This is a genomic window from Halobacillus yeomjeoni (assembly GCF_020171525.1).
Lineage (GTDB): Bacteria > Bacillota > Bacilli > Bacillales > Halobacillaceae > Halobacillus > Halobacillus yeomjeoni.
On record NZ_JAIVAI010000001.1, the window covers coordinates 517,761 to 539,496 of the forward strand.

At 41.9% G+C, this 21,736-nt stretch carries 24 protein-coding genes; 20 read left to right on the forward strand and 4 right to left on the reverse strand.

What is annotated here, in order from left to right; all coding sequences use genetic code 11:
• Positions 1–57: 57 nt before the first annotated feature.
• On the forward strand, positions 58–1,353 hold the full coding sequence (locus LCL89_RS02615; RefSeq protein ID WP_224809541.1) for a cytochrome P450: 1,296 nt from the start codon (positions 58–60) through the stop codon (positions 1,351–1,353).
• Between the two features lie 75 nt (positions 1,354–1,428).
• Positions 1,429–2,538 carry an NAD(P)/FAD-dependent oxidoreductase gene (locus LCL89_RS02620; protein WP_224807526.1) on the forward strand — a complete coding sequence of 370 codons (1,110 nt, stop codon included), beginning with the start codon at positions 1,429–1,431 and terminating at the stop codon, positions 2,536–2,538.
• 37 nt (positions 2,539–2,575) lie between these two features.
• Here LCL89_RS02620 and LCL89_RS02625 read toward each other — a convergent pair whose 3' ends face one another.
• A complete protein-coding gene (locus LCL89_RS02625; protein WP_224807527.1) occupies positions 2,576–4,024 on the reverse strand; it encodes an MDR family MFS transporter in 1,449 nt (482 codons plus the stop codon).
• Positions 4,025–4,881: 857 nt separating this feature from the next.
• Between LCL89_RS02625 and LCL89_RS02630 the strand changes: the two genes are divergently transcribed.
• The gene (locus tag LCL89_RS02630) at positions 4,882–5,412 is read left to right on the forward strand and encodes a DinB family protein (protein WP_224807528.1); all 531 of its coding nucleotides are present in this window, start codon (positions 4,882–4,884) and stop codon (positions 5,410–5,412) included.
• Between the two features lie 243 nt (positions 5,413–5,655).
• On the opposite strand, the gene LCL89_RS02635 is transcribed toward LCL89_RS02630, so the two are convergent.
• Positions 5,656–6,372: a hypothetical protein gene (locus LCL89_RS02635; protein ID WP_224807529.1), complete on the reverse strand. Its 717-nt coding sequence runs from the start codon at positions 6,370–6,372 to the stop codon at positions 5,656–5,658.
• A gap of 132 nt (positions 6,373–6,504) precedes the next feature.
• Positions 6,505–6,999, reverse strand: a complete 495-nt coding sequence (locus tag LCL89_RS02640; RefSeq protein ID WP_224807530.1) for a L,D-transpeptidase family protein — start codon at positions 6,997–6,999, stop codon at positions 6,505–6,507.
• A 122-nt stretch (positions 7,000–7,121) separates the two neighbouring features.
• Here LCL89_RS02640 and LCL89_RS02645 point away from each other — a divergent pair, with 122 nt between their 5' ends.
• A complete protein-coding gene (locus tag LCL89_RS02645) occupies positions 7,122–8,165 on the forward strand; it encodes a dipeptidase (protein WP_224807537.1) in 1,044 nt (347 codons plus the stop codon).
• Between the two features lie 38 nt (positions 8,166–8,203).
• Here the strand turns inward: LCL89_RS02645 and LCL89_RS02650 are convergent, their stop codons facing one another.
• Complete coding sequence (locus LCL89_RS02650; protein WP_224807538.1) at positions 8,204–9,124, reverse strand: aldo/keto reductase; 921 nt, start codon at positions 9,122–9,124, stop codon at positions 8,204–8,206.
• A 105-nt stretch (positions 9,125–9,229) separates the two neighbouring features.
• Here LCL89_RS02650 and LCL89_RS02655 point away from each other — a divergent pair, with 105 nt between their 5' ends.
• The 16 genes from LCL89_RS02655 (at position 9,230) to spoVAC (ending at position 21,732) form a co-directional block, all read left to right on the forward strand.
• Positions 9,230–9,775, forward strand: coding sequence for an NUDIX hydrolase (locus LCL89_RS02655; protein ID WP_224807539.1), 546 nt, complete (start codon positions 9,230–9,232; stop codon positions 9,773–9,775).
• Positions 9,776–10,533: 758 nt separating this feature from the next.
• Entirely contained in the window at positions 10,534–11,172 is a 639-nt protein-coding gene (spoIIM, locus tag LCL89_RS02660) for a stage II sporulation protein M (protein WP_224807540.1), read from the forward strand.
• A gap of 108 nt (positions 11,173–11,280) precedes the next feature.
• Entirely contained in the window at positions 11,281–11,757 is a 477-nt protein-coding gene (gene fur / locus LCL89_RS02665; protein WP_224807541.1) for a ferric iron uptake transcriptional regulator, read from the forward strand.
• A gap of 246 nt (positions 11,758–12,003) precedes the next feature.
• Positions 12,004–12,222, forward strand: coding sequence for a YqzK family protein (locus tag LCL89_RS02670; RefSeq protein ID WP_197316258.1), 219 nt, complete (start codon positions 12,004–12,006; stop codon positions 12,220–12,222).
• A gap of 7 nt (positions 12,223–12,229) precedes the next feature.
• Positions 12,230–13,117, forward strand: a complete 888-nt coding sequence (gene xerD, locus LCL89_RS02675) for a site-specific tyrosine recombinase XerD (RefSeq protein ID WP_197316257.1) — start codon at positions 12,230–12,232, stop codon at positions 13,115–13,117.
• 99 nt (positions 13,118–13,216) lie between these two features.
• The gene (gene deoB, locus LCL89_RS02680) at positions 13,217–14,395 is read left to right on the forward strand and encodes a phosphopentomutase (protein WP_224807542.1); all 1,179 of its coding nucleotides are present in this window, start codon (positions 13,217–13,219) and stop codon (positions 14,393–14,395) included.
• A 13-nt stretch (positions 14,396–14,408) separates the two neighbouring features.
• Entirely contained in the window at positions 14,409–15,230 is an 822-nt protein-coding gene (locus LCL89_RS02685; protein ID WP_224807544.1) for a purine-nucleoside phosphorylase, read from the forward strand.
• A gap of 26 nt (positions 15,231–15,256) precedes the next feature.
• Positions 15,257–16,558, forward strand: a complete 1,302-nt coding sequence (locus LCL89_RS02690; RefSeq protein WP_224807546.1) for a pyrimidine-nucleoside phosphorylase — start codon at positions 15,257–15,259, stop codon at positions 16,556–16,558.
• Positions 16,559–16,640: 82 nt separating this feature from the next.
• A complete protein-coding gene (locus LCL89_RS02695; RefSeq protein ID WP_224807548.1) occupies positions 16,641–17,027 on the forward strand; it encodes an HIT family protein in 387 nt (128 codons plus the stop codon).
• 239 nt (positions 17,028–17,266) lie between these two features.
• On the forward strand, positions 17,267–18,445 hold the full coding sequence (locus LCL89_RS02700) for a D-alanyl-D-alanine carboxypeptidase family protein (RefSeq protein WP_224807550.1): 1,179 nt from the start codon (positions 17,267–17,269) through the stop codon (positions 18,443–18,445).
• 91 nt (positions 18,446–18,536) lie between these two features.
• The gene (spoIIAA, locus tag LCL89_RS02705) at positions 18,537–18,902 is read left to right on the forward strand and encodes an anti-sigma F factor antagonist (RefSeq protein WP_224807552.1); all 366 of its coding nucleotides are present in this window, start codon (positions 18,537–18,539) and stop codon (positions 18,900–18,902) included.
• A complete protein-coding gene (gene spoIIAB, locus LCL89_RS02710) occupies positions 18,887–19,327 on the forward strand; it encodes an anti-sigma F factor (protein ID WP_197316251.1) in 441 nt (146 codons plus the stop codon). The genes spoIIAA and spoIIAB overlap by 16 nt, the downstream gene beginning before the upstream one ends.
• 10 nt (positions 19,328–19,337) lie before the next feature.
• The gene (sigF, locus tag LCL89_RS02715) at positions 19,338–20,084 is read left to right on the forward strand and encodes an RNA polymerase sporulation sigma factor SigF (protein ID WP_197316250.1); all 747 of its coding nucleotides are present in this window, start codon (positions 19,338–19,340) and stop codon (positions 20,082–20,084) included.
• A gap of 157 nt (positions 20,085–20,241) precedes the next feature.
• Complete coding sequence (locus LCL89_RS02720; protein ID WP_224807554.1) at positions 20,242–20,859, forward strand: stage V sporulation protein AA; 618 nt, start codon at positions 20,242–20,244, stop codon at positions 20,857–20,859.
• The gene (locus LCL89_RS02725) at positions 20,846–21,256 is read left to right on the forward strand and encodes a stage V sporulation protein AB (protein WP_318245596.1); all 411 of its coding nucleotides are present in this window, start codon (positions 20,846–20,848) and stop codon (positions 21,254–21,256) included. The genes LCL89_RS02720 and LCL89_RS02725 overlap by 14 nt, the downstream gene beginning before the upstream one ends.
• A 17-nt stretch (positions 21,257–21,273) precedes the next feature.
• A complete protein-coding gene (gene spoVAC / locus LCL89_RS02730) occupies positions 21,274–21,732 on the forward strand; it encodes a stage V sporulation protein AC (RefSeq protein WP_224807556.1) in 459 nt (152 codons plus the stop codon).
• Positions 21,733–21,736 lie beyond the last annotated feature (4 nt).

Sequence of the window (21,736 nt, forward strand, 5' to 3'; positions counted from 1 at the left end):
CTTACGTAGAGAAGTTGAAGGAGGTTGACTATGTATCATTTAAAGAGTCGAACACCAATGGGGCAATTAAATAGTTTTCGAAAAGACCCTTTAACATTTTTAGAAAGAGGTTTGGATACTGGAGAAGACGTAGTTAGATTTCGTTTGGCAAACAAGAGAGTGACTTTAATCATGGACCCGGACCTGATTAAGCAAGTATTAGTAGTTAAAGAGGACGCATTTCAAAGGTTTAAGCCGTATAAAGAGCTTGCTCCTTTATTAGGCCAAGGTCTGCTTCTAAGTGAAAAACCTCTTCATAAACAACACAGAAAAATTGTACAACCATCCTTTACCCCTGGTCACATCCTGACTTATGGGGAAGAAATGCGAAGGAAAACTATAGACTCATTAAGAGAATGGGGTAAGAAAGAAAAGCGTTTGTTATCAGATGACTTCATGAGCCTTACTCTTGAAATTATAGCTTCCACGATGTTCGGGGCTGATATGCTGGATGGAAAGGAACAAGTAGGTAGATCTTTGGAAGAAGCGATGGAAATCATCACGAAAAGAGTCCGTTCGTTTTTTAAAGCTCCAAAATTCATTAAGACAAAAGAAAATCAACAATTTCAAAAAGCTATTGATACTTTGGATGAAGTAATCATGAAAATCATACTGAATCGCAAGAAAACCGGAAATCGATCCAATGATTTGCTGGACGCACTCTTATATTCACAAGACAGTGAAGGTCATAGAATGAGTGACAGGCAATTACGTGATGAAGTAATGACCATTTTTCTGGCAGGCCATGAAACAACAGCTACTGCCTTGACATGGACGATGTACTTATTGTTGACCCATCCGGAGGCTTACTTGAAATTACAAGCGGAGGTGGACGAACTTTGTCGTGAAGATGTCCCTACGATGGAAGAAATAAAAGAAATGACTTTTATGAGAGATGTGTTTTTAGAGAGTATGCGGTTATACCCTCCTGCGTGGTTGATCAATCGAATGCCCGTCGAGAATATCCAGGTAGGGGACGTCGGTTTAAGGACAGGGGAAACAATAATGATAAGTCCTTATCTTATGCATCGTCATCCCGCTTACTTTGACAACCCTGAAAAATTTATACCAGCCCGGTTCAAGCAAGGGAAGTTACTTAATGTCCCTGATTTTGTGTACTTTCCATTTGGAGGAGGGTCGAGAATCTGTGTTGGTAAGCATTTCGCTATGACAGAATCGATGATCTTGCTAGGAGCTTTAATCAAGAACTTTCATTTCACGTTATCAGACCCGAAATACATTCCAGAAAAACTTCCTTTGGTCACCTTAAGGATGAAAGATGGATTACTTGTCCATTCAGAGCGTAGATTTTGACGCTACTAATTTGTTCTGACACGTTTTTTTCTGTACAATGACATCATTAAAGTCAGAATGTAAAGGAGTCCTGGATTGAAACACATCATCATTGGAGCAGGCATACTCGGATCTTCGACCGCCTATCACCTCGCTCAAAAAGGAGAAGAAGTTATCATCATCGACCGTGGGGAACCAGGGCAGGCAACGAATGCCGGGGCAGGTATCATTTGTCCATGGTTGACGAATCGAAGTAATCAAGCTTGGTATAAGCTCGTGATGGAAGGGGCGCGTTACTATCCTGACTTGATTCAAGACCTTGAATTACAAGGCGAAACGGATACAGGCTATGCTCAAGTCGGTGCTATCAATATTTTTGATACAAAGGAAAAATTAGAAAAGAAAATGAATATCGCTGAACAGAGGGTTAATCAAACACCTGAAATGGGAAGATTGACTCCGTTAAACCCTTCACAAACACAGGAGATGTTTCCTGTGCTCGCTGAAAATTATCGCGCTCTACATATCAGTGGAGGAGCTCAAGTCAATGGTTCTTCAGTAAACCGTGCGCTGCTTCGAGCTGCTGAACGTCATGGGGCACAAATGATTCAAGGTGACGCTCGGTTACTTATACGGAATGGTGATGTGAATGGTGTTTCGTATGAGGGGGGAGAGATTTTCTCGGATCAGGTTATCATCACTAATGGAGCTTGGAGCCGTGAGCTTCTCGCCCCTTTAGGGTTGAAAGCCAGAGTCAGTTTTGAAAAGGCTCAAATTGTCCATTTGCAGCTGCCAAATACGGATACATCTCATTGGCCGGTAGTGCTGCCGCCTTTCAACCATTATATGTTGACATTCAAAGGTGGAAGAGTGGTCATTGGGGCAACCAAAGAAAAAGGAAAAATGGATGTACGTGTCACTCCAGGCGGGGTCCATCAACTCTTGGATAAAGCTCTCAGGGTAGCACCCGGTTTAGAAAAGGCGGGTTATATTGAGACGAGAGTAGGTTACCGTCCTTTTACGCCGGGTTCTTTACCTGTCCTCGGCAGGCTGCCGGAATTCAGTAATGTACTTTTTGCTAATGGACTGGGGGCATCAGGGCTGACCAGCGGCCCTTTCGTCGGTTCTGAACTGGCAAAACTGGCAGTGGAAGAAAAAATGACGTTGAATCTGGATGATTATCCTGTAGATAAAGCATTTAAATAGATGAAAGCCACCGTTTTTAGACGGTGGCTTTGTTATTTTAAGCATTTCCTGCTTTTTTTGTCCGTTCCATTTCTTTAGCCTCTTCTATTTGTTTCTGCTTCTTAGGCGCGGTGTTTTTCACAAATACAGCTAATAAGATTCCCGCTAACGAAAGAGCTGTTACAACAATGAAAGCGACGTTCACTCCATGGATGCCAGGGTATTCTATAGCAGGTGCATTTTGAGCGTTCTGTGTTGTCGACGTCATGACTGTGACCAGAATGGCCGTCCCTACAGAAGCAGCTACCATCCGCATCGTATTGTTCATCGCTGTACCGTGTGGTATCAATTTTTTCGGGAGCTGGTTAAGACCTGCAGTCGTTACAGGCATCATCACCATTGAAAGGCCGAACATTCTTATTGCGTAAAGTATGGTAATGGCAATGAATGTCGTTTCGATACTCAAAAAGGAAAAGGCAAGTGAAGCTCCTGTTATGATGCAGAGTCCTACAATGGAAAGCATCCTTGCCCCGATCTTATCAAAAATCTTCCCTGTGATAGGAGACATGATCCCTGTAATCACAGCCCCGGGCAGCAGGGCAAGACCGGATTCAAAAGCCGTGAAATCGCGCATATTCTGCATATACAACGGGATAAGAGTTTCTGCTCCGATCAATCCCATGAAAGCAATCATTGCGATGATCGTAGTGATCGTAAAAATTGGATACTTGAAAACACGGAATTCAAGCATCGGACGTTCCATCCGAAATTGACGAAAGATAAATAAGGTAAGAGCCGCTGCTGATACGAGTAACGATGTAACGGTGAAGGTGTGCGTCCATCCTTCATTACCCGCTACCGTGAAGCCATATAATAAACCTCCAAATCCGATAGACGAAAGTATGATAGATAGTGGATCAACCTTCGGATAGGTAAGTTCAGTCACATTTCTCAAAATGAAGGAAGCTAGAATGATTATTATAAGAGCAAGAGGAAGGATCAGCCAAAACAATAGTCTCCAAGAATAAGCAGCTGTCACCCATCCGGACAAAGCAGGGCCGATAGCAGGAGCGAAGGAAATGACAAGTCCTATATAGCCCATCGCTGCTCCTCGTTTTTCAAGGGGGAATATCATTAAAAAGACGGTCTGCATAAGAGGAAGCATCACACCGGCCCCCATCGACTGCACAACTCGCCCACCTAAAAGTACAGGGAAATTAGGAGCTAATCCACCAATCACTGTACCAATCGTAAATATACCCATAGCAGCCATGAATAACTGTCGAGTAGTGAATCTTTCAATTAAGAATGCACTGACAGGAATCATGACGCCGTTGACCAGCATGAATACAGTAGTCAGCCATTGAGCAGAGTTGGCTGTAATCGACATTTCTTTCATGATTGGTGGAATAGCAGTGATCATCAAGGTCTGATTCAGTATGGTTATGAATGTGCCGGCTAATAATAACGCAGCCATCAAAATTTTATTCGGTTCCTGGTTAGGCATAAATCATAACGCCTCCTTTACAAATAGAGAGTAGGCTTGTTTATTATATAGGTCACTGGATAAAAAATAAATCAATGTGATTTTATTAGTATTCGATAATATTGTTATGTAAACAATGGTTCTCAATAAAAATCTCAGACATACCCAGCTGGTTCATTTTTAACAACAAAAAAAGACAGCTAAGGCTGTCCGGAAGGTGGGAAGTAATATTATTCTACAATTACTTTAGAGGAACCCTTTTTGGAAGTGAATAAGTAAAAAGCTCAGCAAATTATGCCACAGAAAAGGGATGTAGGGTTTTTTTATCGAATGGATGTAAGTAGGATCGTAATACCAATTGTAAACGGTTGTTCAAATATAGCTTATATACAATAGTTGTATAAGGATATGAATAGGGGTGTGAAAGTTCGTATGTTGAGTCAAATGGCATAGTTAAGCACTTTTCAAAAGAGACTGTTGACTGATCGCCTTTAACAAAATCATTTTGTCTTTGTGTGTCAGCTTACACCAGATCCCCGCTTTAATGTTCAATGCTCTCTCCTCCTAAGATTGATTTGAAGTACCAGCCATGACCAAACGAACGATATATTCTTGTTATTACTTAGCATATACCGTCATTTGAGCGAACGTAAACCTCCAAACGTTCAACAATCTTCGCTATGAAGGGGTTTTTATACTTTTTTTCAGTAGAGTTTTGTCGAATTGATGAAAGAAAGCTAATCTAACCCCCCTTAAAAATAATAAATACAGGAAAAACATGTCGAAAACTTTTTTTAAATATTATTAAATTTATATGATATTTCTATCACAGACATGCCAGTAAATAGTTAAATATACAAAAACTAAGGAGGATACCCATGATTACATATGAATGCAAACCGGCAGCAGGGTATACGGATAAAATCGGTGAACTTGTTTTTATGTTAGAGCATGTCCGTGCAGTCACAATAAGTGAAATCGAAGCGCTGAGGGTAGAAGATTTGGATCGTATACCTGGACAAGGGGGAAACACAATTGGAGCTTTACTGATGCATATGGCTGCAATCGAAAAAGTCCATCAACTTATTTCATTTGAAAATAGAGATATCAATGAGGCTGAGTTCGAACAGTGGGGGGCAGCCCTGGAATTAGGTGAATTAGGAAGAAAGAACATTCAAGGGAATCCTATTGAATTTTATACCGATTTAATGAAGGAAACGCGTAATCAATCTCTGTGCATGTTGAAAAGAAAGTCAGATGAATGGCTTTATGAACGTAACGAATGGCCGAACGGATTAGGATATAATAATTACTACTTATGGTTTCATGTTTTGGAAGATGAAATCAATCATCGTGGTCAAATCAGAATGATTCAACGTACATTAAGAGGAGTAGACTATGAAATTTAAATCAAAAACCGTACACCATAGGAAAAGACCTATCAAGAGCTCAACCACCACAGTGTCAGTTTAAAGGTCTTTATTCAACTAAATAGTGAAATAAAAGTTTAAAAAATTCAGCTTTATGCAAGGGATGTCTAAGGGAATCGATGTCGAAAGGTAAAAACGTATATCACGAGGTTGTTAAAAAGGGAACTCTGTCATAAGAGTAGCTGGATTATGGATAGGGGGGATAACAGATGAAAGCTTTCACTACTCCAAAAACAATAAAAGAAGTGAATATCCTACAATACCCATAGCGAATGCCCCTAAACTGCTCTCTTTTTCTTCAGGGAGTTCTTCCTTGATGACATTCAATATAATGCCACCTGCCAAAAAGGCCACCAATAGAGATACCATATATTCACTAATATCTGTAACTAAACCGATAAACCAGCCGATAACGATTGCTACGCTCAATATCCACCGGCCGTAACGATCATATACTTCTTTATGTTCAGAACGTAAGTTGTGGTCGACTGTAATGAAGTGAACAAGCATGGCAAAAAAATAAAAGCTCATTCCAAATACACTATGAAACTCCTCCTTGATCAGTAAATAGCCGATCAAAGCATTGTAAAAAAAGAAGGAGGCCACATGTATCCAAAAAGCACTCGATTCTTTTTTTCCTTGTCTGGCTGTTGTTTTTGTCGTTTTTACCCTTTGATCCAAGGCGTAAAATAAAAACAGACCCAATAAAGCTAATAAATAAGCGTGATTTGATAAAGAACTGAAGATGCCAGCTTCGTGTATGACTTCCTGTGATTCACTCACTTCTGGAAGAAGATGCAAGAATACATAAGATACCGCTATTCCTCCAGCCGCCGAGAGGTAACGGCTCCTGGGGATCTCGCTCAAAAAGCTCATATACTTTGCCATATAATGAGCAAGTGCGAATGAAAAGACAAAGATAAGACTCAGCCAGAACATGCGGGCAGCCTCCTTTTTTCAGGTCTAAAGAGATTTATTCCATGCGGATATGGAAGTAAACTTATTATTAGAATAAACAAGTTTCCTTAGCCATAGAAAAAAGCAACCGGGTATGGTTGCTACTCATGAACATCAATAATGAATAAAGACCGGCGTTCCGATAGGGATTGTATAGGCCAGCTCCTCAACATCCTTGTTATACATTCTTACACAACCAAGAGAAACTGCTTTTCCAATCGAACCTGGATCATTCGTACCATGAATGCCGTAATGTTCTTTTGACAAACTCATCCACATCGTACCGAATGGACCGCCCGGGTCAGGGGCTTTATTGATGATAATAAAGTCACCTACGGGGGTCTCATGAAGAATCCTTCCGACAGCGATAGGATATTCTTTGACTAATTTTCCATCCCTCATCAATCTTAACCTTCTTTTCATCAATGAGATATCAATTTGGTAAGGAAGGGTGCTTGTATCTGGGTAACCAGGGATGATGATCGGCTGTCCGGGATAAATCAAGTTCGGATTGATTGTCGGGTTAGCCTGAATGATTGACTGTAATGGAGTTCGGTAATCACGTGAAATTTGATAAAGGGTTTCCCCACGCAGTACTGTATGGATCATAGGAACACCTCCATAAAGTCCATCCAAAAGATGGAACTTTTTATATTTATATTGGCTGTATTCTCGTATAATGAAGGGAATGTTCAAAATGAGAAGAAATTCTTTATTAGGAGGTAGAAGGCGTGGATTACAAAATTATAGATGGTCATAATGATACCGTTTTAAAGATAGCAGAAGAAGGGGTTGAGGCTTTTTTTAATACGAACGGGAAAGGTCACCTTGATCTTTTGCGAGCTCTCAAAGGAGGGATGGGCGGAGGGTTCTTTGCAATTTACACTCCTGACCAAGTCAAAATGCCGAACATGGAGGACCATCAAACAGCCCAAGGGTACGCTCTTCCATTATCACCCCCGGTGGATGAATCGTATAGTTTGGCGTTCACTGAAAATATGATCAAATTATTGAAAGAAGCAGAAAGTCTGTCTGAAGGGTCGTTCGAATTGGTCACAAGCGTACAAAAACTTGTGAATTGTCTTGAAGAAGACCGATTAGCGGGGATATTACATATTGAAGGGGCAGAAGCGATCGATCCTGAGTTCAAGAGACTCCACCATTTTTATGAACAGGGGCTTCGTTCTTTGGGACTTGTCTGGAGCCGTCCTAACATTTTTGGTGAAGGGGTGCCTTATCAATTTCCGAGTTCACCTGATACAGGCCCCGGCCTGACACAAAGTGGCAGACAATTGGTGAAGGAATGTAATAAACTTGGAATTATGCTGGATGTTTCTCATTTGAATGAAAAAGGTTTCTGGGATCTCGCCGCAATAAGTGACGCTCCCATTGTGGCTACCCATTCAAATGCCCATGCTTTATGTCCAATTTCAAGAAACTTAACAGACCAGCAATTAGATGCTATCCAAGCATCCGGAGGTGTAGTCGGTGTGACATATAGCTTAAATATGTTAAAAGAAAATGGTGATATTGATCTTGATGTCCATTTGAGCGAGGTCACCAAGCATATTTATTATATAGCCGACCGCATCGGTATCGATCATGTAGCCCTCGGTTCGGATTTTGATGGTGCTACTATACCGAACACCATCAAAGATGCCGCGGGGGTTCCAAAACTATTCGATCAATTAAAAAAAGAAGGGTTTAAAGAACAAGATTTTTATAAAATTTCTCATCAGAACTGGCTCCGCGTGTTATATCAAACTTGGAAATAATAAAAGTCCCGAGCCTGAACAGGCCGGGACTTTATAATTCAACGATGTTTTTGATAGGTGATCGCAGTGGTCATATCCTTTATTTCACTGTATAACAACTGTGTCATCGGTTCTGACTCTAAAAAGCTCAACGTATCCTCTAATTGCTCCAGTGTGCGTGCCCCGAATACTGCAGTCGCAACTGTTGGTTCATGGAGCACATATTGCAGCGCTAGTGCTGTCGGGGTTCGATGTTGGCTGCCTAATTCCTTCCATTTGCGTGTAATTGACAGCACTTCTTCCTCTGTATAATCGAGAAATCCTCCATCCGCTTTTTCCTGGGCTTTCTCATATCCTTTTGTAGATAGCAATCCCTTGGCCAAAGGACCTCTGGCTAGTACACTGACTTCATTTTTCTCCAGTAACCCTAGGATCTCTTCTTCCGGCCGGCGGTCTAATGCATTATATTGCATCATGACACTTGCAATTTGGGACCTTTTTACATATTCCCGAATGACGTTTGGTCTTATGGATGAAATGCCGTACTCGCGAACCAAGCCTTCCTTCTTCAGTTCATCTAACGCTTCGATCGTTTCATCGATAGGGTCGTCAATTGTTCCACCGTGTAATTGGTAAAGGTCGATGTAATCGGTTCCTAATCTTTTCAGGCTGTCTTTACAAGCTTGTTTGATATGTTTTTTGGACGGGTCCCAAGACCAATCTTCTTTTTCAGCATCGAAATTGTTGCCGCCTTTGCTCCCGATTATCAAATCATCGCGGCGCCCTTTGATAGCCTCACCGACAATTTTTTCATTTTCACCGAATCCATAAAGGTCGGCGGTGTCCAAATAATTGATTCCTGCATCAAGAGCTCGATCGATAATTGATTTCGCTTGTTCTACATCATTCCCAAGAGACATGCATCCCAGGCTGATTTCCGAAACATATAATTCAGATGTACCTAATTTTCGTTTATTCATTCTATCATCCTTTCTATTACTATCTAATAGCATATCGAATTTTTCCACGTATCTTCCACTCCTGTGATAAAATGACGGTAGATTTATAGAGAGGATGTTGGAAGGATGAAAAAATTTGAAGAAAAAACGTATCACACTGAAACAATTTACTCTGGTAAAATTGTTGAACTGAATATTGACAGTGTTACTTTACCCGATGGCAATACTTCTAAACGAGAGCTCATCAAGCATCCCGGCGCTGTAGCTGTAATCGCTCTTACTCCCGATGGGAAACTCGTGTGTGTCGAGCAATACCGTAAGCCGCTGGAGAAAAGTCTGGTGGAAATTCCAGCTGGTAAGTTAGAAGAAGGAGAAGACCCGTATACATGTGCTTTAAGAGAACTCGAAGAAGAGACCGGGTACACTACAAAGCATTTGCAGAAGCTGACTTCTTTTTATACCTCTCCTGGATTTGCTGATGAAATTGTCCACCTATACTTCACAGATGAAGTCACTCCACTCCAAGAGAAAGTTGATGGTGACGAAGATGAGTTCGTCGAATTGATGGAGTTGACTTTGGAAGAAGCAGAGCAAATGGAGAAAGAACAAAGGATCCATGATGCGAAGACCGCTTATGCCCTTTTATTTTTAAAACTACTAAGAGATAAGTAATTCTTCAAATTACATATTTGTTATCTAGTAGTGTTGGTGTTTGGTAATTGAGCAATTTCACTCCAATGATCCTTTTTCATGAAGGCTCTGTTAAAGTCTGTTGTTGATATTTTAAACGATTACTAAATAGTCCCCGTCTGAGATTAGGTGTTAGGTCATTTTTTTACTCAGAGCATGGGATGGCAGTGAAAACAGTCCGTAGTTGGTGTAACGGACTTCGGTTATGGCCTTTCTGACCCTTCTACTTTGAAGAGGCGTCATTTTAGAATGGCGAGGCTCCTGTGGAGTAAAGGTACATCGTGAGATCACGGAAGGCATCAGCTTGAGTAGGCTCACGGTACCCCACGGAAAGGGAGTCATTCTAAAAGGACGCCTCATACAAATTCCAGGACAGAAAGAACTGATATGAGCTCACGTGCAAAATAACAACAACAAGCAATAACAGAGCCTTCATGAAAAAAACGTTGCAGTAAATTTTCTATGGTTGAGGAGATAGTAGTTTATATATATAGGGAATCTCCTTAATAACGTTCATCCAATCTCTTTTCTCGGGATGTCATAGGATAATTATGATATATGCTAGAGTCAATCACGGGCTGTTTAACCAATTGTAGATGCAATTTGAGTTATCTTTTTCTATTTAAAAAGCGTTTAAAGCAGCGGGGACCCTTTTATTTAAATGTGGAGTTCGTGGTCTACTTTATTCTTTTTCTTCATAGATTGGTCATAGACCGGAGAAGAGAAAGGATGAAGTAGATATGCAGCAAGGGATGAGGATGGTCCGTAACGATTTACGTAACCACATGAACATATTCGTGTTTATTTTTGTGCTATTCATAATGGGCATGGTGTTCGGAGCAGTGATTGTAAATAGTATGAACTTCGTCCAGAAGCAGGATTTGTTCTTTTACTTGAAACAATTTTTTGAACAAAACATGGACACAGCCGGTATGACGAAGATGACACTTTGGAAGGATAGTATGTTCTATCATCTCAAGTATATGCTGCTGCTTTTTTTACTAGGGATATCAGTCATAGGGATGCCGGTCATAACAGTGCTGTTATTTGTCAAAGGATTGGTCGTAGGGTTTTCTGTAGGGTTTTTGGTCAATCAGATGGGGTGGTATGGAATGCTTCTTTCAGCCGTTTCCATCGCTCCACACAATTTGATCATCATTCCAATCTATTTAGTAGCTGGTTCATTGGCGTTGATTTTTTCACTTACCCTCTGCCGGCAGCTGTTCATCCGAAAAGTTCATCAACCCATTATTAAAGGATTCGTCCGATACAGTCTATTTTTCGGCGTCCTGATCCTTTTCTTAATGTTATCATCCGTCATTGAAGTGTTTTTTTCTAACACACTTCTGGAATATGTACTCAAATGGATCTATAAATAAGGGGTTATTTATAATTGTTATAATTAATAGATTGTAATAATTATAATTTGACACTCGTTTTGTCTCTGCTTATAATGAAGTTGGTAATACGAGGGAGGGGACGTATGTATGGAACACCGCATTGAGAAAATAAAAAAACAGTTGCACTCGCAGAGTTATAAGCTTACTCCTCAAAGGGAAGCGACCGTCCGTGTGCTATTAGAAAACGAAGAAGATCATTTGAGTGCTGAAGATGTTTACCTCCTCGTAAAAGAAAAAGCACCAGAAATTGGACTTGCAACTGTATATCGTACATTAGAGCTTTTATCTGAGCTGAAAGTCGTTGATAAAATCAATTTTGGAGATGGAGTTTCCCGATTTGATTTAAGAAAAGAAGGAGCGACTCACTTTCATCATCATCTCGTCTGTATCGAGTGTGGGTCAGTGGCTGAAATTGAAGAAGACTTGCTTGGTGAGGTTGAAAGTCAGGTTGAAAATCAATGGGGCTTTGAAGTGAAAGATCATCGATTGACTTTCCATGGTATCTGTAAATCTTGTCAAAAACAGACGGTTGCAGCTACGACAACCACCCATATGGAACAATGATTGTGTTGCCGCTATGAATGTAAAGTAGTGGCATTTTTCATGTCTGTAGGATAGGTTATTATCCTTACATAAATTGGTGTATGAAAGCACGTAAGAATTGTATATCAAATCTATTTACAAACTTTTTTTTATCGTGTACGTTTAACCTAGACTGGACTCTGTTCTTCCTGTGCTGTAAAGGAAGTATATATTCATGGATTTTAGGCATATCCTTTTACAAATAGGTAGTAAAAGGGGAGATGGCTCATGACCAGGGTTCGGAACACATTGCAGGATTTGATAAAAGTTCTTTTCGTATTTACTCTTTGCACCTGTCTCTTTTACTTTGCGTTGAGAATGGTACATGAAGAATATGAAAGACAACATCGATATGATCCACCAAGCGGAACGGCAGTGAAAGTCTATCAACCGGTGGAACGTCCGTGGACGGATCGACTATCGATATTTTTCCGACTAGGGGAGTAGATGGCCGATGCAATATGCGCTAGAGGATTTTTTTCATTATCTAACTGTAGAGCGTGGATTATCCCAAAACACCATTCAGTCGTATCAACGGGATTTGAAACAATATCGAGCATTCCTGCAGGAAGAGGCAGTTCTGAATGACTGGGATCAAGTGACGAGAACGCATATTATGAAATATTTGTATGCTCTAAATGATAAAGGTCGTTCCCCTGCAACCATTGCAAGGCTGCTTTCATCCATCCGTCTCTATCATCAGTTCTTAATCAGAGAAAAAATTACGAATCAGGATCCAAGCTTACATATAGAGACTCCGAAAAAGGAAAGGAAGCTGCCCAAGGTTTTATCTTCTGATGATGTGGACAAGCTCTTGAACATACATGCCAAAGATGCTCTATCCGCGAGAAACAAGGCAATGTTTGAAATGCTCTATGCCACAGGTCTTCGTGTATCAGAGTTAGTCAATCTGAAGGTTAGCGATCTGCATTTGACGATGGGATTTGTCCGTTGTCTCGGTAAAGGATCAAAAGAAAGAATCATCCCATTAGGAGATATGGCGAAAGAAGCTGTCGAACTGTATTTGGACATGGGGCGCGGAGAACTGGTCAAACAGAAGAAGACTGAGGAATTATTCGTCAATCACCGGGGAGGTCCCTTGACACGACAGGGATTCTGGAAGATACTGAAAGCGGTTGCCCTTGAAATGGGAGTTCAAAAAGATTTGACGCCGCATACTTTGCGTCATTCATTTGCGACACACCTCCTTGAGAATGGGGCGGATTTAAGAGCTGTTCAAGAAATGCTTGGCCATGCTGATATATCTACAACCCAAATATATACTCACGTGTCCAAGACACGTTTAAAAGATGTTTACCGCTCTTATCATCCTAGAGCGTAAACACTTTTTTGATTTTTTAGATGTCTGACATCTTACATCTTTAAGGAAAAGCGTAAAAAATTAATATTATGGGAAAGTAATCTTTAGGAGGGATCGATCATGGATTCATTTAAACGCGTATTTTTAGTAGTCATGGACTCTGTAGGGATTGGAGAAGCCCCTGACGCAGAAAAGTTTGACGATAAAGGAGCCGACACGCTTGGCCACATAGCTGAGCATATGGGTGGCCTGAAGATGCCGCATATGGGCTCTCTAGGATTGAGCAATATTCGTGAAATCAAAGGCATCGATGCTGCCGACAAACCGAAAGCTCACTATACAACTATGGTAGAAGCTTCAAACGGAAAGGACACGATGACAGGTCACTGGGAAATCATGGGTCTATACATCGATCAGCCGTTCCGCACATTCCCGGACGGATTCCCGGATGAGTTGCTGGATGAAATCAAGGAAAAGACAGGTCGGGGAATCGTAGGGAATAAACCAGCTTCAGGGACTGAAATAATTAAAGAACTAGGCGAGCATCACATGGAAACTGGAGACTTGATCATATATACTTCGGCTGACTCTGTACTTCAAATTGCAGCTCACGAAGATGTCATTCCTCCGGAAGAGCTTTATGAGATTTGTGAGCTATGCCGGGAATTGACCCTGGATGAAAAGTATATGGTTGGACGAGTGATTGCACGACCATTCGTTGGTGAACCAGGTGCATTCGAACGTACATCCAATCGCCATGACTATGCGTTGAAGCCTTTCGGACGTACAGTGATGAACGAAATGGCTGATGCCGGATACGATGTCATTGCCTTAGGTAAAATCTCTGACATATACGATGGCGAAGGCGTCACAGAAGCAATCCGGACAAAAGACAATATGGATGGCATGGACCAGCTTGTGAAGTCGATGGATAAAGATTTCAATGGCATGAGCTTCCTGAACCTTGTCGATTTCGATGCCAAGTATGGTCACCGCCGAGATCCTCAAGGATACGGGGAAGCCCTTGAAGCTTATGATGAAAGACTTCCGGAAGTATTAGAAAAAATGGAGGATGATGATCTGTTAATCATCACAGCCGACCACGGCAATGACCCTGTCCATCATGGAACAGACCATACTAGAGAGCTTGTACCTTTGATCGTTTATCACAATGGCATCAAAGAGGGGAAAGCGTTGGAGCAGCGTCAGACGTTTGCTGATATCGGAGCTACAGTTTCAGACAATTTTTCTATCAAAATGCCTGAACATGGGAAAAGCTTTTTAAAAGACATTCAATAGAGGTGAGAGAGAAATGTATAAAATGGAAGTGAAAGAAGCAGCAGAAGCCATCCAAAATAAAATTGAGACCCAGCCAACCGTTGGTTTGATTCTTGGGTCTGGTTTAGGTGTACTAGCCGACGAAATTGAAAATCCTATTACGATTCAATATACAGAAATTCCGCATTTCCCTGAATCAACTGTATCCGGGCATAAAGGACAGTTGGTCATCGGAGAACTTGAAGGACGTCAGGTCATCGCTATGCAGGGACGATTCCACTATTACGAAGGCTATGATATGAAGCAAGTCACTTTCCCTGTGAGAGTCATGAAAGAGCTGGGAATTGACACGTTGTTCGTAACGAATGCGGCTGGAGGCATCAACGAAGCCTTTGACCCGGGGAACCTGATGATCATCACGGACCACATCAATAATATGGGTGACAGTCCGCTGATCGGGCCGAATGACGATGAGATGGGTCCTCGTTTCCCTGATATGTCAGAGGCTTATGATCGCGCCTTGATCGATCATGCTAGACAAAGTGCGGATCGTTTGAGCCTTAAAGTCCAAGAGGGAGTGTATGTCGGGAATACGGGTCCTGCATACGAAACAGCAGCAGAAGTACGTATGTTACGCACACTGGGCGGAGATGCTGTCGGAATGTCTACGGTACCTGAAGTCATGGTTGCGAATCACGCAGGTATCCGCGTTCTTGGAATCTCCTGCATTTCCAACATGGCAGCAGGCATCCTGGATCAGCCGTTGACCCATGACGAAGTTATTGAGACGACAGCGCAAGTACGTGAAGATTTCCTAGGTTTTGTCAAAGAATTATTGAAGACGTTACCTGCATGAATAGATAAGAGTAAAGGGTGATCGAGATGAGAATGGTAGATGTAATAACAAAAAAGAGAGATGGCGGGGAATTGACGAAAGAAGAAATTTATTTCTTCGTAGAAGGCTATACGAATGGAGAAATTCCTGACTATCAGGCTTCCGCTTTAACAATGGCCATCTATTTCCAGGGCATGACCCAGGAAGAAACGGCTACTCTGACACAAGCTATGGTCGACTCTGGCGAAACAATTGATCTTTCAGGGATCCAAGGCCATAAAGTCGATAAACATTCCACAGGTGGCGTAGGAGACAAAGTGACCTTTATCGTTGGACCACTCGTCGCTTCTGTCGGTGTTCCCGTTGCCAAAATGTCCGGTCGTGGATTAGGGCACACAGGAGGAACATTAGATAAGCTGGAGTCCATAGAGGGCCTTGAAATTGAAATGACGAAAGAAAAATTCATCGACAACGTCAATAAGCATAAACTTGCGGTAGCAGGTCAGACAGGAAATTTAGCTCCTGCAGACAAAAAGCTGTATGCACTTCGTGATGTTACAGGTACGGTGAATTCACTTCCTCTTATTGCAGGCTCCATTATGAGTAAGAAGCTTGCATCCGGTGCAGACAGTATCGTTCTTGATGTGAAAACAGGCTCTGGAGCGTTCATGAAAACATTGGAAGATTCTGAAAACCTGGCACGCGAAATGGTCAATATCGGAAATAACTTAGGGCGTAATACAGTAGCGGTCATCAGTGATATGAACCAGCCATTAGGTTATGAAGTCGGAAACGCTAATGAGATTAAAGAAGCAGCAAAGATCTTACAAGGGGAAAACGTTGAAGATCTGCGTACTCTCTCTTTGGAGATTGCTTCTCACATGACGGTATTGGCAGAAGTGTTCGAAACTTATGAAGAAGCGTATGAAGCTTTGGCGGCCAATCTGGAGAATGGGAAGGCGTTCAATTGTCTGCGCACATTGATTGAAGCTCAAGGCGGCGATGTGTCGATGATTGATGACATGGATAAACTTCCGAAGGCAAAGTATGACATTGAGGTCAAAGCTGAAACTGACGGCTACGTCTCCGCAATCGATGCCGAATCGATTGGTATTGCTGCTATGTATCTAGGTGCTGGACGTGCGACCAAAGATGATCAAATCAATCACGGGGTGGGTATTACCCTGAATAAGAAGATTGGCGACCCTGTCCAGTCTGGTGAAGCTTTAGTTGTGCTTCACAGCGACGAGGAAGATGCAGCTGCTTCAATTGAGAAAGTTAAATCTGCCTATGAAATTACGAAAGAAAAAGTTGAAAAGCCGACACTGATTCACAACATTATCAAATAATGATGAAAAGCCCCGTATTTTCGGGGCTTTTTTATTTTGTTTCTTATATCGTGTGATAGACTACAGGAGAAGGAGGGGTGAAATGGAAAATTGTGTGTTTTGTCAAACGGATATGGACGGCGAACAAGGAGTGGTGTTCGAAAATGACACGTGTATGTTTCTGCAAAAGGAGCAAAGAATACTGACTGGTTCGGGCTTGATTGTACCGAAAGCTCATAAGGAAACCGTTTTTGACCTATCAGAAGAAGAATGGGCAGATACTCAATCCTTGATGCTGGAAGTGAAACAATGGATGGATGTTACTTATAATCCCGATGGATATAATATAGGGTGGAATTCAGGTGCAGCAGGAGGCCAGCATATCTTTCATGCTCATATGCATATAATTCCCCGTTTTGCAGAGGAGCCTTATGCAGGGAAAGGAATCAGGCACTGGCTGAAACAAGAGTCAAACCGACGGATTACATAAAATGATTAAACTGGCTTACAATATCAGATTTGAATGGTATCTAACAAATGTAGAAAACATATCAATAACCATGATCCGAAAGTGAAATATGAGGATCGTGTAACAGGTGGAAAATCCTGTTACATCCCTTTCAAGAGACTCTGCTAAAGCAGAGTCTCTATTAATTCCTCCAAAATTTGTATAGAAGCACAGCATAAGGGAAAAATAGGAACACTTTGAGCAAACAGGAGGTCATGATGATGAAGAAAACCCTCAGTATCACTTTAATGATGAGCATGTTGTTCACCCTTTTGGTGCCTTTCCAAACGATGGCGGAAAAGAATACATCAGGTCAATTGGTTGAATCGGCAAAAACGGCAATTTTAATGGAGAAGAATAGCGGGATGACATTGTATGAGCAGGACGCTCATAAAAAGTTACCTCCTGCATCTATGACAAAAGTGATGACCCTATTATTGATTATGGAGGCCCTCGATAATAAAAACATTTCACTCGATGAAACTGTCCGGGTCAGTGAACATGCGGCCTCTATGGGAGGTTCGCAAATTTTCCTTGAAGCAGGAGAAGAGATGACAGTCAAAGACTTGCTGAAAGGTGTTGCAGTGGCCTCTGGAAATGATGCCAGCGTAGCTTTAGCTGAGCGGATTGCCGGGTCGGAAGATGCGTTTGTCAAAAAAATGAACGAAAAAGCACAAGAGCTCGGTTTAAAAAACACCCATTTCAAAAATCCCACAGGTCTTCCTGCTGATGGCCACTATAGTACAGCGCATGATATGGCTGTGATGGCCAGGGAACTACTTTTACATGAAGAGATCACGGATTATACAAAGATTTATGACGATTATTTGAGGAAAGGTAAAAAAGATGAGTTCTGGCTGGTGAATACAAATAAACTGATTAAGTCTTATGAAGGAATGGACGGTTTGAAAACAGGGTTTACCAAAGAGGCTAAATACTGTTTGACAGCAACGGCAAAGCGAGGCGATATGCATATGATCGCAGTTATTATGGGAGCTGAGACACCGAAGAAACGAAATGCAGATGTGACTAGTCTGCTTAACTACGGATTTGGTCAATACGAAGGTGTGAAACTGTATTCCAAAGACGATGATTTGAAAACCATGGAACTGACCAGGGGTGAACCTGGAACGCTTCTCTTGCAGCCTGAAAAAGACGTAGTTGTATTAAAGAAGAAAGGGCAGAAGACAGATGAGTATAAAACTCGTCTTAAAGTGGTAAAACAAACCGATTTGCCTATAAGAGAAGGGGCCCACATGGGGTGGTTGATCGTTGAAGACCCGAAAGGGAACCCGCTTACCAAAGTGAAACTGGAGGCATCCGGGTCGGTTGAAGAAGCTGATGTACTCACCTTGTGGGAGCGTTCATGGAGGAATTTGACGAGCTATTGGAAGTTTTAGCGCATTGCCACTAGTCTTGTTTTTCGGCAGGAAAAAGCGGTGAAAAATACGAAAGACTACATGACTCTTATTAAACAGAGGAGGTAACTCATTGAGTCTTCACGTGAATTTCACCATCAGAGATACGGTTTTGATTGTTCGTTTAAAAGGCGAGTTGGATCATCATGAGGCTGCCCAGCTCAGGGAAGAATGGCAGGCCCACTTGAGAAATGGTCGTGTGAGAGATGTCATTGTCAATTTAAAGGATTTGACCTTCATGGATAGTTCTGGATTAGGCGTCATGCTTGGTCGCTATAAAGAAGTACAGGCGATAGGGAACGAAATGATCATCTGTTCCATCTCCCCGGAAGTGCAAAGGTTGTTTGATCTATCAGGCATGTTCAAGATAGTAAGGCTGGTCGACGATGAAATGACTGCATTAGCAATGTTGGGGGTGGAACAATGCGAAATCAAATGACATTGGAGTTCCTGAGTGTGAGTGCGAATGAATCACTTGCACGTGTATCCGTGGCAGCTTTTATCAGCCAGATCAACCCTACGATGGAAGAATTGACAGATATTAAAACGGTCGTTTCAGAAGCTGTTACGAATGCGATCATTCATGGGTATGAGGAACGTCCAGATGAAAAAGTAAAGTTGTTTTGCTCAATTGAAGATGAAGAAATCGAAATTGTCATCCAGGACCATGGTCTTGGAATCGAAAATGTAGAGGTAGCAAGAGAACCTCTCTATACATCCAAACCTGAATGGGAAAGGTCCGGGATGGGCTTTACCATTATGGAAAATTTCATGGACAAGGTGGATATACAATCTGAGCCCGGGGTAGGTACTACGATTCGAATGACGAAGCAGCTGACTTCAACCCGGGCTTTGTGCAATTGAGGGCGCCGTCATGAGCGACGTGACTAAGGAGCGGTTGTCCGATAAGGATGTCAAAGAATTGATCAAAAAGAGTCAAGCCGGTGATCAACAGGCAAGAGATACACTGGTGGAGAAAAACACACGACTCGTCTGGTCAGTCGTACAAAGGTATCTTCGGAGAGGATACGATCAAGATGACCTGTATCAAATCGGTTGTATCGGCTTGATCAAATCCATCGATAAATTCGACTTGAGTTATGATGTCCGATTTTCAACGTATGCTGTTCCTATGATTATTGGAGAAATTCAAAGGTTTATACGAGATGATGGAAGTGTTAAGGTGAGTCGCAGCCTTAAAGAATTGAATCACAAAGTGCGTGTCAAAAAAGAAGAGCTGCTGAAGCAGCACGGGCGCTCGCCTACTGTAAATGAATTGGCGGAAGCTCTTGACCTTTCGCGTGAAGAAATCGTCCAAGCGGAGGAAGTTGGACGAACGCCGCAATCGATTTATGAAACAGTGTATGAAAATGAAGGAGATCCGATTACACTCGTCGATCAAATCGCCGAAGAAGAAAACAATTGGTTCGACCAAATTACCCTCAGTGATATGATGAACAAATTGGAGAAAAGGGAACGCCTGATCATTTACTTACGGTATTATAAAGATCAAACACAAACAGAAGTGGCTGAGCGGCTTGGTATATCACAAGTGCAGGTGTCGAGACTGGAAAAGAAAATTCTTGCTGACATGAAACAGACAATGAATGATACAGGTTAAACTGTGCGAATCACGCACAGTTTTTATTTTTGACCAAAACTAGTGCTGTAATTTCTCCCACTTATCTCTCCATCACAAGAAAACCTCTCCATTTGTATTGAATTTCCCAGAACACACATAATAAGGTCAAGAATCTCGGATAAGGGAGGCGAAGCCAATGGCAACTCCTGTGTATATTCGAATGAAAAAGTCTATATACGTTCAACCAGAAGCTATGTTACGTCTGAAGGACGTTGCAAGGGTAACAGGTCAAAGCCGGTCCGTGCCTGCTCTGGAATCGATGGTCCTTCATGAAGTGACTGATAAAGACCACAATATCGTTGTTATTGACAGTTTCATGGTCGTAGAGCAAGTAATCGCTAAATATCCGCAGGTGGAAGTAGAACTGCTTGGACCCAACCAATGCGTCGTCCATGTTGAAAAAGTCAAAAAGGATCCCTCCATATTCCTAATAGGTGCAATCTGGTTACTGCTGTTCATAGGTGCAGCAATGGCGATTATGAACTTCCACTTTGATGTAAGCATGCAAGCCGTTCAGCAAAAGCTTCATTTTATGCTGACGGGAGATATGGTCGAACATCCCCTGTGGATTCAAGTTCCTTACTCGATCGGTCTCGGAGTCGGGATGATCCTGTTTTTCAATCATTGGTTCCAAAAGCGATTCAACGAGGAGCCTAGTCCGATGGAAGTGGAAATCTTCAACTACCAGGAAGACCTCGACCATTATGTTGCCATTAAGGAGAATAAGGTGGAAAAACAGGATGTGGATGATTGAAGCTCTCATCGGACTTGCATCGGGAATAGCAGTCGGGACAGGTTTTGTCGCTTTTTTGACGGTATTAGGAATCGTTCCAAGGTTGATGCAGCTCAGTCATTCGGAAGAAAAATTACGTCATTATGAAATGGCCGTAATTCTTGGGGTGTTTTTCGGAATCTATTTATCATTTGGAGACTTCCCGATTGAAGTGACGATCGTCGGCTTGATCATATGGGGGCTGCTCCATGGGATTTTCATCGGCATGCTGGCAGCTGCCCTGACTGAAGTTTTGAATGTATTTCCGCTTTTATTCAAACGTATCGGTGTGGATGGATTCCTATTTACTCTATTGATGGCCCTCGTGTTGGGGAAAATAGCGGGATCATTGTTTCAATGGATCATTTTCGTCCGTTAAATAAAGGAGGAAAAAAGATGGCTAAACAAAAATTGAATGAACAGAATTTTGAGAAGGCTACAAAAGAATACCAGCCAAAACCTCCATACCTTATGAATATGTTAAAAGCTTTCATTGTGGGTGGCATCATATGTGTTCTGGGTGAGTTGTTATCAGAAATGTATATACATTGGTTTGATTTTAAGGAAGAGAATGCAGGAAATCCTACTGTCGCTACTTTAATTTTCTTTTCGGCTTTAGCGACCGGCCTTGGTGTATATGACCGCCTCGGGCAGTTTGCGGGAGCGGGTTCAGCAGTACCTGTAACAGGGTTCGCCAATTCAGTAACTTCCGCCGCACTTGAGCATAAGAGTGAAGGGTTCGTACTCGGTGTAGCTACAAACTTATTCAAGCTTGCGGGGTCAGTCATCGTCTTTGGCGTGGTTTCTGCATATTTGTTAGGCATCTTACGCTACGTTTGTACGCAGCTTTTTTAGGAGG

Bases quoted from the DNA above. Each gene is read 5' to 3' on its own strand.
- LCL89_RS02685 (WP_224807544.1), top strand. From the start codon at position 14,409: ATGTATAAAATGGAAGTGAAAGAAGCAGCAGAAGCCATCCAAAATAAA.
- LCL89_RS02625 (WP_224807527.1), bottom strand. From the start codon at position 4,024: ATGCCTAACCAGGAACCGAATAAAATTTTGATGGCTGCGTTATTATTA.
- xerD (WP_197316257.1), top strand. From the start codon at position 12,230: ATGCAATATGCGCTAGAGGATTTTTTTCATTATCTAACTGTAGAGCGT.
- LCL89_RS02725 (WP_318245596.1), top strand. From the start codon at position 20,846: ATGTGGATGATTGAAGCTCTCATCGGACTTGCATCGGGAATAGCAGTC.
- LCL89_RS02650 (WP_224807538.1), bottom strand. From the start codon at position 9,124: ATGAATAAACGAAAATTAGGTACATCTGAATTATATGTTTCGGAAATC.
- LCL89_RS02615 (WP_224809541.1), top strand. From the start codon at position 58: ATGGGGCAATTAAATAGTTTTCGAAAAGACCCTTTAACATTTTTAGAA.
- spoIIM (WP_224807540.1), top strand. From the start codon at position 10,534: ATGCAGCAAGGGATGAGGATGGTCCGTAACGATTTACGTAACCACATG.
- LCL89_RS02720 (WP_224807554.1), top strand. From the start codon at position 20,242: ATGGCAACTCCTGTGTATATTCGAATGAAAAAGTCTATATACGTTCAA.
- sigF (WP_197316250.1), top strand. From the start codon at position 19,338: ATGAGCGACGTGACTAAGGAGCGGTTGTCCGATAAGGATGTCAAAGAA.
- LCL89_RS02695 (WP_224807548.1), top strand. From the start codon at position 16,641: ATGGAAAATTGTGTGTTTTGTCAAACGGATATGGACGGCGAACAAGGA.
- LCL89_RS02670 (WP_197316258.1), top strand. From the start codon at position 12,004: ATGACCAGGGTTCGGAACACATTGCAGGATTTGATAAAAGTTCTTTTC.
- LCL89_RS02630 (WP_224807528.1), top strand. From the start codon at position 4,882: ATGATTACATATGAATGCAAACCGGCAGCAGGGTATACGGATAAAATC.
- LCL89_RS02655 (WP_224807539.1), top strand. From the start codon at position 9,230: ATGAAAAAATTTGAAGAAAAAACGTATCACACTGAAACAATTTACTCT.
- LCL89_RS02640 (WP_224807530.1), bottom strand. From the start codon at position 6,999: ATGATCCATACAGTACTGCGTGGGGAAACCCTTTATCAAATTTCACGT.
- fur (WP_224807541.1), top strand. From the start codon at position 11,281: ATGGAACACCGCATTGAGAAAATAAAAAAACAGTTGCACTCGCAGAGT.
- spoVAC (WP_224807556.1), top strand. From the start codon at position 21,274: ATGGCTAAACAAAAATTGAATGAACAGAATTTTGAGAAGGCTACAAAA.
- LCL89_RS02690 (WP_224807546.1), top strand. From the start codon at position 15,257: ATGAGAATGGTAGATGTAATAACAAAAAAGAGAGATGGCGGGGAATTG.
- spoIIAB (WP_197316251.1), top strand. From the start codon at position 18,887: ATGCGAAATCAAATGACATTGGAGTTCCTGAGTGTGAGTGCGAATGAA.
- LCL89_RS02700 (WP_224807550.1), top strand. From the start codon at position 17,267: ATGAAGAAAACCCTCAGTATCACTTTAATGATGAGCATGTTGTTCACC.
- LCL89_RS02635 (WP_224807529.1), bottom strand. From the start codon at position 6,372: ATGTTCTGGCTGAGTCTTATCTTTGTCTTTTCATTCGCACTTGCTCAT.
- deoB (WP_224807542.1), top strand. From the start codon at position 13,217: ATGGATTCATTTAAACGCGTATTTTTAGTAGTCATGGACTCTGTAGGG.